This window comes from Streptomyces sp. WZ.A104, from assembly GCF_002382885.1.
Taxonomy (GTDB): Bacteria; Actinomycetota; Actinomycetes; order Streptomycetales; family Streptomycetaceae; genus Streptomyces.
Window position 1 is genome coordinate 1 of sequence record NZ_NWVL01000059.1, and the last position, 13,493, is coordinate 13,493.

Sequence of the window (13,493 nt, forward strand, 5' to 3'; positions counted from 1 at the left end):
CGCCCTCGCGCCGCTTCGGCGGCCGCTGCCGCTTGCCCTGGCGGTGCCTGCCGTGCGCCGCGCCCCCGCCGAAGCGGCCCCGGCGCCTGCGGACCAGCTCGCCCCGGCGGCGCACGACGGGGAGCCGGGTGGCGTCGGCCGCGGGCAGCGGGACGACGTCCCTACCCGCCTCGGGCTCCGGCGCGGACCGCACCAGCGAGCGCAGCCAGCCGCGCAACTCCTCGAAGTCCGGCCGCTCCGTGGGGTCCTGGCGCAGCAGCGACTCGACGACGGGCCGCAGCGGACCGCATTCCTCCGCGAAGGCGGGCGGCTCGCCGCACACCATCTGGACCAGCTCGGCCGCGTTCTCCTCGGGGTAGGGGGCGTGGCCCTGGACGGCGCGGAAGAGCAGCGCGCCGAGCGCCCACAGGTCGGTGGAGGGGCCGATCGGGGGCGCGAGCTGCCAGTTCTCATGGACCGGACCGGCCTGTTCGGGAGCCCAGCGTTCGGTGACGGCCCCGACGACGGTGATCCGGGCCTGGCGGGCGCGTTCGGCGGCGAGCGGGGTGGCGGGGCCGCGGTGGACGGCGGGCTCGTCGCCGCCCGCGACGGCGTCCTCCCAGACCCGGGGTGCGGTCCGGGCCGCCGGGAGCGCCGCGGCCCGGGCGAGCGGCTTCGAGACCGGGACGGGCGGACCGGGCCGCCGGGAGTCGGCGCGCAACGCGTCCTCGCCGGAGCCGCCCGCGGAGACGGGCCGCCCGGAGCCCGGCCCGTCGTCCCAGGTCCCGGTGAGGTGGACGCGGCGCCCGGGCGGGCGCGGCCCCTCGTCGTCGTCCTCGTCGTCCTCGTCGTCGTAGGGGTGGTCGCCGTCGGGGTAGGGCTCCTCGGCGGAGCTGCTCCAGGGGCGGGCGAGGCCGGGGCCGGTTCCGAGGGGTACGCCAGCGCCTGCGCCGACGTCCGCGCTGTCGCCGTCGGCCTCGGCCCGGGAGGCGGGCGGCGCCTTCGTGAGGTCGGCCGAAACCTGTCCGGTCGACGCGGGGCCTGCCTGCTGCTGGTCCTCGCCAACCCGGGCGGCGGCGCGCGCCCCCGCCCGGTAGGCGGCGATGGCCCCCGCGCGGGCGGCCCGCAGCTGAGCCGCGCTCGCGGCACCCGGCTCGGCGGGCGACGGCACGGGGGCGTACGGGACGGCGGGGGCGGCAGCACGCGGAACAATCGTCTGCCCGGCCTGCGGCGCCTGGGGCTCCAGGGGCTGAGGCTCCCGGGACTGGGACTGGGGCTCCCAAGGCTGCGGTTCCCGGGGCTCGGGCGCAGGCTCGTGCTGGGATTGGGCCTCGGCCCCTCCGGCAGTGCCGTACGGCTCGTACGGCTCCGGGGACTCGCCGGCCCGCTGCGGCGCGTACCCCTGTGGCAGCGGCGGAACGAACAGCTCCCGGCCTCCCCGGCCTTCCCGCCCGTCGCCGCTCTCCTCGCCCGGCGGGAGCGAGTGCGCGCCACCGGGGTCCATCGAGGGGGCCGCCCCGACCACCGGGATGCCCTGGGTCGTGGGGCCGCCGGTCACCGGTTCGGCGTCGGGCTGCGGTGCGGGGGCGTAGCCGCAGAGCGCCTCCTCGGCCGCGCCCGCCGCGAGGCCGGTCAGCATGACGCGACCGTCGTCGCAGACCAGGACCGTGCGGACGGTGATGTTGCGGTGGGTCCAGCCGTGGGCGTGCAGCACCCGCAGGGCGGTCAGCACGTCGGAACCGATCTCGGCGGCCCGGTAGGGGCTGAGGGGGCGTTCGGCGAGGAGAGCAGCCAGCGGACGGGCCGCGACCAGCTCACTGACTATCCACAGCGAACCCGCCTCGGCGAACACGTCGAAGACCTGGTCGAGCCGGGGGTGGTCCGGCACCTGGGCCGCCGCCTGCGCGGCCTCGATCGCCCTCCGGACCGCGGGGTCCGTGCTGCGGCGCACGGCCCGTCCGGTGGCGCGCCCCGACGCCGAGGGCAGTCCGCCGCCGTCGAGCACCTCCGCGTCCACGATCTCCGGCAACAGCACCTGGCGGACCAGGACTTCCTGACCGCTGTAAGTGTCGAACGCCCGGGTCTCGACCAGTTCGTACCCGTCGGACGGAGGCAGCGGAAGGCGGTAGCGGTCGGCAAGCACCCGACCCGCGTAGTCGTCCACGACGCCTCCCCAGAGCGCGCTGTCCCCCGGCCACCAGGACCGCACGAATCCGTCAGTTGCGGTCATTTGGCGGGCAATTGACCTACTGTTCCGGCTGCGTACGGTCTCCGGCGTCTTACGATACGTGGCAACACGCGCCGACGGGCCGGGTCGCACCAACCCGGCCCGCGCAAACGTTTCGCGGCGGCTGGTCGTTCAGCCCGTGGGCTTGAAGGTCGCGAACGCGGTCTCGCGCAGCGTCCGGCACTCGTCGCCGTCCCACTCGTCCACCTTGCAGCTGATCATGATCGAGTAGCCGCGCTTGGCGTCGACCTTGAAGCCGCGGTTCAGCACCCGTACCCGGACGCCGTCGTGGCTGCGCTCGAAAGTCCAGTCGGCGACGGTCGGATAGCCGTTGTACTCGACCTTCTTTATGCTGCCGTGCTTGTAGTTGTCGCTGAGGACCTTGGCGCTCGCGACCGCCCCGCGCCAGGCGGCGGCCGCGTCGTCCTTGGGCGAGCTGTTGAAGTCGACCTGGACCCGGGGGAAGCCGCCCCGCTCGGCGTTGTAGATGCCGCCGGAGTTGGCCCCCGCTATGGCGGTGCGCTTGAAGTCCCCCGGCATCGCCATGGTGAAGCGGAAGCGGCTGTCGGTGACCGTTTCGTACCCGGCGGGCAGCGCGTCGCCGCCCGGCTCGTCCGCCCCGGGGTCCTTCGACTCCTTCGACGGATCGCCGGAGTCCTCGCCGGGCGGGTCCTCGGAGGCCCGGCCGTCGTCCGAACCCTGGCCCTCCCTCTGGCCGTCGCCCTTCTCGCCGCCCGGACCGCTGCCCTTGTCGTCGCCCTTGTCGTCGTCGGCGCCGCCGCTCGCGGCTCCGGCCGAGGCCGCGGTGTCGCCCTTGCCGCCCTTGTCCCCGTCGTCACCGCTGAGGGCGATCGCGAGAATCGTGCCGAGGACGGCCAGGACGACGACGGCCGCGATGATCGCGAGGGTGCGGCGGGGCACCACGTCGGTGATCGAGGCGCGCGTGGAGGCGGGCGAGGACGGCGGCCGCTGCCCGGGTACGGAGGCGCTCGAAGCCATCGCCGTCCGGGGGGCGCCCACGGGAGCCTTCGAGGCGGCGGCGGACGCCTTGGCACCCTCACCGGCCACCCCCGCCTTCCCACCGGAAGCGCCGGGAGTGCCGGAAGCGCCGGAAGCGTTTCGGGACCCCCGGGCGGAAGTCCCGGGCGGCGTGGCGGGCTTCGGCGGGACGGCGGGCGAACCGGTGTCCGCCGCGGCCGGGGAGGCCGCCGCTCCGGCCACCGCCGCACCCGCGGCCGCGCCCTGCACGGCCTTCGAGTTGCGCACGGAGCGCAGGGCTCCGCGCAGCCGGTCGCGCGTGCCATCGCCGGACTCGCCCGATCCCGTGGCCTGCTTCGGCGGCCTGGGGCCCCTGGCCGGCTTGACCGCCTTCTTGACGGCCGTCTTCTTGACGAGGGGGACGGCAGCGGGCGCCGATGGCAGGGCCATGACCTGGGTGGAGTCGGCGGGGGCCGGCACGGGGACGTCGGGGGCATTGATCACGTCGTTGAGCAGCGCCCGCGCACCGGCGTCGTCGAGGCGCTGGTCGGGGTCCCGGGCGAGCAGCCCGTAGATGACCTCGGTGAGCGGACCGGCGTTCTTCGGCGGGTCGAGCGGTTCGGTCATCACGGCCGTGAGGGTGGCGATGGCCGAGCCCTTGTCGTACGGCGGGCAGCCCTCGACGCTCGCGTACAGCAGTCCGCCGAGGGACCACAGGTCGGCGGGCGGCCCCGGCTTGTGGCCACGGGCCCGCTCCGGCGAGATGTACGAGGGGGCGCCGACGAGCATGCCGGTCGAGGTGACCGAGGGGTCGCCCTCCACCTGGGCGATGCCGAAGTCGGTGAGGACGACGCGCCCGTCCTCGGCGATCAGTACGTTGGACGGCTTCACATCCCGGTGGAGGATGCCCTCGCGGTGCGCCGAGCGCAGCACGTCGAGGATGGCGAGCCCGACCTCGGCGGCCCGCTTCGGCGTCAGCGTGCCGTCCTCGCGGATCGCTTCGGCCAGTGACTTGCCCTCGATGAGCTCCATGACGATCCACGGGCGGTCGTCCTCGTCGACCACGTCGTACACGGTGACCGCGCTGTTGTTGCGGATCCGTGCGATCGCCTTCGCCTCACGCAGGGTGCGCGTGATCAGCCGGCGCTTCTCGTCCTCGTCGATGGACGACGGGAACCGCAGTTCCTTGACCGCCACCGCGCGGCCGAGCGTCTCGTCGTCGGCGCGCCAGACCGTACCCATGCCGCCCCGGCCGAGCACCTCACCGAGCCGGTAGCGCCCCGCCAGGAGACGACCTTCCTTGTCCCGTTGGGGCTCCCGTGCCTGCTCCGCCTCCGACATGCGTCCCCTCTGCGATCAACCCGCCCTGGCAGAGCGTTCATTGTCCCTCACCCCGGGACCGGCCCTGGTCCCGGGTCCGGGGTCCGCCGCGACGCGGTCCGGCCGGTGGACAGCCCTTCGCCCTACCGACGCCCGGGAGACCGTCTGCCGTTCCCCGAAGTTCTCGGCGTGTCCGCAGCCCGCCCCTTGCCGCCGTGCGTCCGCCCGGCGAACCACACCCCACCCCCACAGCCTCCTACCAACCCCGCCTCTCCGTCCAGGGCCGCCCACCCGGGCCCGCGCACGGCCCCGGGCCTCAGCTCCTCAACTGCCGGGCGCCGCGAGGCCGATGGCCGACGACACTGCGTACCACCCGGGATCGACGCGATGTCCGGATCAGATCGGAACGATGTCCGGAGCGCCGAGCCGGGCCGCGTCCGCCGTCAGGTCGTCGGGCTGACGCTGCGATTCGCGCTCGGCCTCCACCCGCTTCTCGTAGTGCCGGACCTCCCGGTCGATCCGCCCCTCGTCCCAGCCGAGCACCGGCGCCATCAGCTCCGCGCAGAGGCGGGCGCTGCGGGTACCCCGGTCGAAGGTCTCGATGGAGATCCGGGTGCGCCGGGTCAGCACGTCGTCCAGATGCCGGGCGCCCTCGTGCGAGGCGGCGTAGACGATCTCGGCGCGCAGATAGTCGTCGGCGGCGGGCAGCGGTTCACCCAGGGAGGGGTCGGCCAGGATCAGTTCCAGAATTTCTTCCGTCATTGAGCCGTACCGGTTGAGCAGATGCTCCACCCGGGCGACATGGAGCCCGGTGCGGGCCGCGATCCGCGCGCGGGCGTTCCACAGGGCCTTGTATCCCTCGGCTCCGAGCAGGGGGATGTCCTCGGTGACGCAGGCGGCGACCCGCTGGTCGAGCCCGTGCACCGCCTCGTCCACCGCGTCCTTGGCCATGACCCGGTACGTCGTGTACTTGCCGCCCGCCACGACGACCAGCCCGGGGGCGGGGTGGGCGACGGTGTGCTCGCGCGACAGCTTGCTGGTGGCGTCCGACTCACCAGCCAGCAACGGCCGCAGGCCGGCATAGACGCCTTGGACGTCATCCCTGGTCAGCGGGGTGTTGAGGACGGAGTTGACGTGCTGGAGGAGATAGTCGATATCGGCGCTGGAGGCGGCCGGGTGGGCCTTGTCCAGATCCCAGTCGGTGTCCGTGGTGCCGATGATCCAGTGCCTCCCCCAGGGGATGACGAAGAGGACGGACTTCTCGGTGCGCAGGATGAGACCGGTGGAGGAGTGGATGCGGTCCTTGGGGACGACGAGATGGATGCCCTTGGAGGCCCGGACGTGGAACTGTCCGCGCTCTCCGATGAGGCCCTGGGTGTCGTCGGTCCAGACGCCGGTCGCGTTGACCACCTGCTTGGCCCTGACCTCGTACTCCTTGCCGCCCTCGACGTCCTGCACCCGCGCGCCGACGACCCGCTCGCCCTCGCGGAGGAAGCCGATCACCCGGGCCCGGTTGGCCACCTGGGCCCCGTAGGAGGCGGCGGTGCGCACCAGCGCGGTGACGAAGCGGGCGTCGTCCATCTGGGCGTCGTAGTACTGCAACGCGCCGACCAGGGCGTCCTTCTTCAGCGCGGGGGCGACGCGCAGGGCGTGGCGGCGGGAGAGGTGGCGGTGCACGGGCAGGCCCCGGCCGTGGCCCGAGGAGACCGACATCGCGTCGTACAGCGCCACGCCGGAGCCTGCGTAGAACCGCTCCCAGCCCTTGTGCTGCAAGGGGTAGAGGAAAGGCACCGGCTTCACCAGGTGCGGGGCGAGCCGTCCCAGGAGCAGGCCGCGCTCCTTGAGCGCCTCACGGACCAGGGCGAAGTCGAGCATCTCCAGATAGCGCAGCCCCCCGTGGATCAGCTTGCTCGACCTGCTCGACGTGCCGGACGCCCAGTCGCGGGCCTCGACCAGGCCGGTCGAGAGTCCTCTGGTGGCGGCGTCCAGCGCCGTGCCCGCTCCGACCACGCCCGCTCCCACGACCAGCACGTCCAGTTCGCGCTCGGCCATGGCGGCGAGCGCGGCGGTGCGCTCGGCGGGTCCCAGTGTCGCTGTCCTCACTGCTGCCTCCCGGTGGATCGGGGTGGTCGGACACGGGAGTGCCACCCGGCCGAGGGGCCGGCCGCCCGTGTCCACCCCTCGATTCTGTCCGCGCTCCCCGACTTCAGCCACCGCCTGTGGACAACACCCGGGCATCCGGAATCACACAATGCGACATATAGGTCATATTTACGCCTAGTCTGACATTGCGCTGTCCACAGCAGTTGCGATCTTCACCCTCCGGTCTTAGGGAAGGACGGTTTCGACATGCCCGCAGACCTCGCCGTCATCGGACTCGGCCACCTCGGACTGCCCCTCGCCCAGGCCGCCGTGACGGCCGGAATCGACACCGTCGGCTACGACCCCGACCCACGCCCCTACGCGGAGCTCAGAGCGGGCCGCAGCCCCGTCGAAGGCACCCTCACCGCCTCCGAGGTCCGCCGCATGCTCTCCGGCGGCTTCCGGCCCACCACGAGCGCCGCCGAACTGGGCCGGGTCCGTACCGCCGTGATCTGCTCCCCCGCCCCCCTCGGCGCCGACCGCACCGTCGACCTCACCGCCCTCGGCGACGCCGCCCGCGCCCTGGCCGCCCGCCTGCGCCCGCACACCACCGTGCTGCTGGAGTCCGCCGTACCGCCCGGCACCACCGAGAACTTCCTGCGCCCCCTGCTCGAAGAGGGCTCAGGGCTCCTCGCCGGACGCGACTTCCACCTCGCCTGCTCCCCCAGCCGGCTGGACCCCGGCAACCGCACCCACACCCTGGCCAACACCCCCAAGGTCATCGGCGGCCTCACCCCCGCCTGCACCGAGTCGGCCGCCGCGTTCTACGGACGCCTCACCGACAAGGTCGTACGGGCCCGGGGCCCGCGCGAGGCGGAGATGACGAAGGTGCTGGAGACCAACTTCCGGCACGTCAACATCGCGCTGGTCAACGAGATGGCAGTGGCCTGCCACGACCTCGGCGTCGACCTCTGGGACGTCATCAGGTGCGCCGAGACCAAGCCCTTCGGCTTCCAGCCCTTCCGCCCGGGGCCCGGTGTCGGCGGCCACGGCGTCCCGGTGGACCCCGGCTGCCTGCCCTACAGCACCCGCACCCCCGGGCACCCGTTGCGCATGGTCTCGCTGGCGCAGGAGATCAACGACCGTATGCCCAGCTACGTCATCCAGCGCTGCGCCACCCTCCTCAACGAGCACGGCAAGTCCGTCCGAGGTGCGCGCGTCCTGCTGCTCGGCGTCACCTACAAACCGGACAGCGCCGACCAGGAGGCCGCCCCCGCCCGGGAGATCGCCACCCGGCTGATGGACATGGGTGCCCAGATCGGCTACCACGACCCACACGTCCTGGACTGGCGGGTACGCGAACTCCCCGTCCCGCGCGCGGACTCGCTGTACGAGGCGGCCGCCGCGGCCGACCTGACCGTACTGCTCCAGCAGCACCGCACCTACGACCTCCAGGGCCTCGCGGTCAAGGCCCAGTTGCTCCTGGACACCCGCGGAGCCACCCCGGCGGGGGCCGCGCACCGGCTCTGAGGCGGGGCGGGCCGCCACGGAATTCACCGGTGACCGTTTCCGGGACGTACTGCTACTGTGCGGCGTCACAGAGCGCACGGACGTGCGCATCTCGCGCACACATACGCATCTGCCCCAGGGGGAGTCCCACCGTGAGCCAGCCCGTGCCGCCGCCGAACCAGCCCCAGCAGCCGTACGGCGGCCAGCCGCAGCCGTACGGCGGCCAGCCCGCGGAAGGCAACCCGTACGCGAGCCAGCCGGGCCAGCCCACCGCCCCGACCGGCAACCCGTACGGCCAGCAGCCCCCGGCCCCGACCGGCAACCCCTTCGCGGCCCAGCAGCCCGGCCAGCCCGGCCCGTACGGCGGGGCGCCCTTCGCCCCGGCTCCCCCGCCCGCCCCGGCCCGCAACAACATCGCGCTCGGCGTGCTGGTCGCCCTGGGCGCGGCGATCGTCGCCGGCATCCTGTACGGCGTGATCGCGGGCTCCATCGAGCGCGAGGTCGGTTACGCGGCGATCGGCGTCGGCTTCCTGACCGGCTTCGCGGCGAGCAAGGTCGGCGGCCGGAACCCCGCGATCGTCGCGGCCGCGGCGCTCTTCTCGCTCGGCGCGGTCTACCTCGGCCAGCTCGTCGGCATGTCGATGGTGATGGCGGACGTGGCCAACATCCCCTTCTCCGAGGTCTTCGTCGACCACTTCGACACCGTGACGAAGATCTGGAAGGAAGAGTCCGACTTCATGACGTACCTCTTCCTCGCCCTCGGCCCGATCGCCGCCATCGGTGGTGCCAAGAAGGCGGGCTGACGCCCCGTACGACCATGCGGAAGGGCCCGGACCGTGACGGTCCGGGCCCTTCCGCATGTGCTGCGGGACGGGTCAGCGGCGGTGCTGGGAGTCCGCCACCGTCACCTCGACGCGCTGGAACTCCTTCAGGTCGCTGTAGCCCGTGGTGGCCATCGCGCGGCGCAGGGCGCCGAAGATGTTCATCGAGCCGTCCGGGGTGTGCGAAGGACCGGTGAGGACCTCCTCCGTCGTCCCGACCGTGCCGAGGTCGACCAGCTTGCCGCGCGGCACGTCCTCGTGGACGGCCTCCATGCCCCAGTGGCGGCCGCGGCCGGGCGCGTCCGTCGCGCGGGCCAGCGGGGAGCCCATCATCACGGCGTCCGCACCGCAGGCGATGGCCTTCGGCAGGTCGCCGGACCAGCCGACGCCGCCGTCCGCGATGACGTGCACGTACCGGCCGCCGGACTCGTCCATGTAGTCGCGGCGGGCCCCGGCCACGTCCGCGACGGCGGTGGCCATCGGGACCTGGATGCCGAAGACGTTGCGCGTGGTGTGCGCGGCGCCGCCGCCGAAGCCGACGAGGACACCGGCCGCGCCGGTCCGCATCAGGTGCAGGGCGGCGGTGTACGTGGCGCAGCCGCCGACGATGACCGGGACGTCCAGCTCGTAGATGAACTGCTTCAGGTTCAGCGGCTCGGCCGCGCCCGAGACGTGCTCGGCGGAGACCGTCGTACCGCGGATGACGAAGATGTCCACCCCGGCGTCGACGACGGCCTTGGAGAACTGGGCGGTGCGCTGCGGGGAGAGCGCGGCGGCGGTGACGACACCGGAGTCGCGCACCTCCTTGATGCGCTGCCCGATCAGCTCCTCCTGGATGGGGGCGGAGTAGATCTCCTGGAGCCGGCGGGTCGCGGTCTCGGCCGGCATCTCGGCGATCTCGTCCAGCAGCGGCTGCGGGTCGGCGTGCCGGGTCCACAGCCCTTCCAGGTTGAGGACGCCAAGGCCGCCCAGCTCACCGATGCGGATGGCGTGCTGCGGGGAGACCACGGAGTCCATGGGAGCGGCCAGGAACGGCAGCTCGAAGCGGTAGGCGTCGATCTGCCAGGCGATCGAGACCTCCTTCGGGTCCCGGGTGCGGCGGCTCGGAACGACAGCGATGTCGTCGAATGCGTAAGCCCGGCGGCCGCGCTTGCCGCGCCCGATCTCGATCTCAGTCACGATGTGTGGCCTTTCCCTCTACGTCTGCGCTGACCAGTATCCCCGACACGTGGCGAAGGGGCGGTACCGGGAACTCCGGTCCGCCCCTCACCTGCGCTGATGCGTTACTTCTTACTACTTCTTGCTGTAGTTCGGCGCTTCGACCGTCATCTGGATGTCGTGCGGGTGGCTCTCCTTGAGGCCCGCCGAGGTGATCCGGACGAAGCGGCCCTTGCTCTCCATCTCGTCGACGGTCGCGGCACCGACGTAGCCCATGGTCTGGCGCAGCCCGCCGACCAGCTGGTGGAGGACGTTGGCCAGCGGGCCCCGGTAGGGCACCTGGCCCTCGATGCCTTCGGGGACGAGCTTGTCGTCCGAGGCCACCTCGGCCTGGAAGTAGCGGTCCTTGGAGTACGAGCGGCCCTGGCCGCGGGACTGCATGGCACCCAGCGATCCCATGCCGCGGTACGACTTGAACTGCTTGCCGTTGATGAACATCAGCTCGCCCGGGGACTCCTCGCAGCCCGCGAGGAGGCTGCCCAGCATCACGCTGTCGGCACCGGCGGCCAGCGCCTTGCCGATGTCGCCGCTGTACTGGAGGCCTCCGTCGCCGATCACCGGGACGCCTGCGGCGCGGGCGGCGAGCGCGGCCTCGTAGATCGCGGTGACCTGCGGGACGCCGATACCGGCGACCACACGGGTGGTGCAGATCGAGCCGGGGCCGACGCCGACCTTCACGCCGTCGACACCGGCGTCGATGAGGGCCTGGGCGCCGTCGCGGGTGGCGACGTTGCCGCCGATGACGTCGACGCCGACGCTCGACTTGATCTTCGCCATCCAGTCGAGGGCGTTGCGGTTGTGTCCGTGCGAGGTGTCGACGATCAGGAAGTCGACCCCGGCGGACGCGAGCGCCTGTGCGCGCTCCAGCGCCTCGGGGCTGGCGCCGACGGCCGCCCCGACCAGCAGACGGCCTTCGGCGTCCTTGGCGGCGTTCGGGTACTGCTCGGCCTTCTTGAAGTCCTTGACCGTGATGAGGCCCTTGAGGATGCCCGCCTCGTCGACCAGCGGCAGCTTCTCGATCTTGTGACGGCGCAGCAGCTCCATGGCCTCGACGCCGGAGATCCCGACCCGGCCGGTGACGAGCGGCATCGGCGTCATGACCTCGCGCACCTGGCGCGTGCGGTCCGACTCGAAGGCCATGTCGCGGTTGGTGACGATGCCCAGGAGCTTGCCCGCGGGGTCGGTGACCGGCACGCCGCTGATGCGGAACTTCGCGCAGAGCGCGTCCGCCTCGCCGAGCGTGGCGTCGGGGTGCACGGTGATCGGGTCGGTGACCATGCCGGACTCGGAGCGCTTGACCAGGTCGACCTGGTTGACCTGGTCCTCGACCGAGAGATTGCGGTGCAGCACGCCGACGCCGCCCTGACGGGCCATGGCGATGGCCATCCGGGCCTCGGTCACCTTGTCCATGGCGGCGGACAGCAGGGGGATGTTCACCCGTACGTTGCGCGAAATGAGCGACGAGGTGTCGACCGCGTTGGGCAGGACCTCGGACGCGCCGGGCAACAGCAGCACGTCGTCGTAGGTCAGCCCGAGCGTCGCGAACTTCTCGGGCACTCCGTCGACGTTTGCAGTCATGACACCTTCCCCAAATGGCCTTGATCGGTGCGGATGTCCATGCTAACGGGCTCCACGGGTGTCTCATTCCACGATCAAGATCACTTGGCCGTTCTGTAGCTTCCTACAGCGCCTCGTACAGACGTGGGCGCGGGCTTCGCTACTGCTCCGCGAGCGCCCGCAGCCTGCTGAGCGCGCGGTGCTGGGCGACCCGCACCGCACCCGGGGACATCCCGAGCATCCGGCCGGTCTCCTCCGCGGTCAGCCCGACCGCGACCCGCAGGACCAGCAGCTCGCGCTGGCTCTCCGGGAGGTTGGCGAGGAGCTTCTTCGCCCAGGCGGCATCACTGCTGAGCAGGGCGCGCTCCTCCGGGCCGAGCGAGTCGTCGGGCCGCTCCGGCATCTCGTCGGAGGGCACCGCGGTCGACCCCGGATGGCGCATCGCGGCGCGCTGGAGGTCGGCGACCTTGTGTCCGGCGATGGCGAAGACGAAGGCTTCGAAGGGCCGACCGGTGTCCTTGTAGCGCGGCAGCGCCATCAGCACGGCGACACAGACCTCCTGCGCGAGGTCCTCCACGAAGTGGCGAGCATCACCCGGCAGGCGGTTCAGCCGGGAGCGGCAGTAGCGCAGGGCGAGGGGGTGGACATGGGCCAGCAGATCGTGGGTGGCCTGCGCGTCGCCGTCGACGGCTCGGTGCACGAGGGCACCGATCACCGTGGTTTCGTCGTCGCGCATCGGACCATGGTGCCCTGCTGCCATACGGTCCGCTTCACCGCGTCCGGAGTTGTGCACCGAAGCGTTATGAGCGGGTGCGCCGGATGTCATCTCCTGCGCCCTCCCCTTCCGCTCGACCGAATCGTTCCTGAGGAACTCCACGACTCAAGGATGCGTCATCGGCCGGGAAGCGTCACATGGCGCCGCCGGGCAGGCGCCCGGATACGGGGTGTGGAGCCGGTGGCCCGGCTCCGTGACCCCGTCCGCCGGACTGCGGACGGGGGCGGGCCCGGGCCGGTCGGGCCGGTCGTCAGCGGACCAGGCCCCAACGGAATCCGAGGGCCACCGCATGGGCGCGGTCCGAGGCCCCGAGCTTCTTGAACAGCCGCCGGGCGTGGGTCTTGACCGTGTCCTCGGAGAGGAACAGCTCCCGGCCGATCTCCGCGTTGGAGCGGCCGTGACTCATGCCTTCGAGCACCTGGATCTCCCGCGCGGTGAGCGTGGGGGCCGCGCCCATCTCGGCGGACCGCAGCCGGCGCGGGGCGAGCCGCCACGTCGGGTCGGCCAGCGCCTGGGTGACGGTGGCCCGCAGTTCGGCGCGCGAGGCGTCCTTGTGCAGATACCCGCGGGCGCCCGCGGCGACCGCGAGCGCGACGCCGTCCAGATCCTCGGCGACGGTCAGCATGATGATCCGGGCCCCGGGGTCGGCGGAGAGCAGCCGCCGGACGGTCTCCACACCCCCGAGACCGGGCATGCGTACGTCCATCAGAATCAGATCCGAGCGATCGGCACCCCAGCGGCGGAGGACTTCCTCGCCGTTGGCCGCGGTCGTCACGCGCTCGACGCCGGGCACGGTGGCCACCGCGCGACGGAGCGCTTCTCGGGCAAGCGGGGAGTCGTCGCAGACGAGGACGGATGTCATGACCGTCCTCCGCAGCTGATGCGCGTCACCTTGAGCCTCCAGGCTGATACAAGTCGTCACCTGTGCGGTTGACCCCCTCGGACATGTGCCCGAGCTCGTTCTCCGTCAACCGCATCCGCTCTCTTAACGATGGTCACTCGAAAGAGTTACGGGTCGGACCGTCGG

General features: G+C 72.5%; 9 protein-coding genes. 2 read left to right on the plus strand and 7 right to left on the minus strand.

From position 1 onward, the window contains the following. The 3 genes from CIB93_RS26830 to CIB93_RS26840 all read right to left on the minus strand — a co-directional run. Positions 1–2,143: protein kinase (locus tag CIB93_RS26830; RefSeq protein WP_107470983.1), on the minus strand; the 2,143-nt coding region annotated here is incomplete at its 3' end. 195 nt (positions 2,144–2,338) lie between these two features. After that, positions 2,339–4,525: a serine/threonine-protein kinase gene (locus CIB93_RS26835; protein ID WP_096630544.1), complete on the minus strand. Its 2,187-nt coding sequence runs from the start codon at positions 4,523–4,525 to the stop codon at positions 2,339–2,341. 375 nt (positions 4,526–4,900) lie between these two features. Further along, entirely contained in the window at positions 4,901–6,607 is a 1,707-nt protein-coding gene (locus CIB93_RS26840) for a glycerol-3-phosphate dehydrogenase/oxidase (protein WP_096630545.1), read from the minus strand. Positions 6,608–6,853: 246 nt separating this feature from the next. Between CIB93_RS26840 and CIB93_RS26845 the strand changes: the two genes are divergently transcribed. Together CIB93_RS26845 and CIB93_RS26850 are read left to right on the plus strand one after the other, a co-directional pair. Continuing rightward, positions 6,854–8,116: a nucleotide sugar dehydrogenase gene (locus CIB93_RS26845; protein ID WP_096630547.1), complete on the plus strand. Its 1,263-nt coding sequence runs from the start codon at positions 6,854–6,856 to the stop codon at positions 8,114–8,116. 131 nt (positions 8,117–8,247) lie between these two features. Further along, positions 8,248–8,898 (plus strand): hypothetical protein, encoded by a 651-nt coding sequence (locus CIB93_RS26850; protein WP_096630549.1) that lies wholly within the window; start codon positions 8,248–8,250, stop codon positions 8,896–8,898. A 72-nt stretch (positions 8,899–8,970) separates the two neighbouring features. On the opposite strand, the gene CIB93_RS26855 is transcribed toward CIB93_RS26850, so the two are convergent. The 4 genes from CIB93_RS26855 to CIB93_RS26870 all read right to left on the minus strand — a co-directional run bounded on the left by CIB93_RS26855 (position 8,971) and on the right by CIB93_RS26870 (position 13,328). Next, positions 8,971–10,095, minus strand: coding sequence for a GuaB3 family IMP dehydrogenase-related protein (locus tag CIB93_RS26855; RefSeq protein WP_096630550.1), 1,125 nt, complete (start codon positions 10,093–10,095; stop codon positions 8,971–8,973). A gap of 114 nt (positions 10,096–10,209) precedes the next feature. Continuing rightward, positions 10,210–11,712, minus strand: a complete 1,503-nt coding sequence (guaB, locus tag CIB93_RS26860; RefSeq protein ID WP_096630552.1) for an IMP dehydrogenase — start codon at positions 11,710–11,712, stop codon at positions 10,210–10,212. 139 nt (positions 11,713–11,851) lie between these two features. Beyond that, entirely contained in the window at positions 11,852–12,427 is a 576-nt protein-coding gene (locus CIB93_RS26865; protein WP_006126954.1) for a sigma-70 family RNA polymerase sigma factor, read from the minus strand. Positions 12,428–12,716: 289 nt separating this feature from the next. Further along, positions 12,717–13,328 carry a response regulator transcription factor gene (locus tag CIB93_RS26870; RefSeq protein ID WP_003948568.1) on the minus strand — a complete coding sequence of 204 codons (612 nt, stop codon included), beginning with the start codon at positions 13,326–13,328 and terminating at the stop codon, positions 12,717–12,719. Between the last annotated feature and the right edge of the window lie 165 nt (positions 13,329–13,493).

Coding starts and splice junctions, on each gene's coding strand:
- CIB93_RS26835 (WP_096630544.1), bottom strand. CDS start 4,525: ATGTCGGAGGCGGAGCAGGCACGGGAGCCCCAACGGGACAAGGAAGGT.
- CIB93_RS26845 (WP_096630547.1), top strand. CDS start 6,854: ATGCCCGCAGACCTCGCCGTCATCGGACTCGGCCACCTCGGACTGCCC.
- guaB (WP_096630552.1), bottom strand. CDS start 11,712: ATGACTGCAAACGTCGACGGAGTGCCCGAGAAGTTCGCGACGCTCGGG.
- CIB93_RS26865 (WP_006126954.1), bottom strand. CDS start 12,427: ATGCGCGACGACGAAACCACGGTGATCGGTGCCCTCGTGCACCGAGCC.
- CIB93_RS26870 (WP_003948568.1), bottom strand. CDS start 13,328: ATGACATCCGTCCTCGTCTGCGACGACTCCCCGCTTGCCCGAGAAGCG.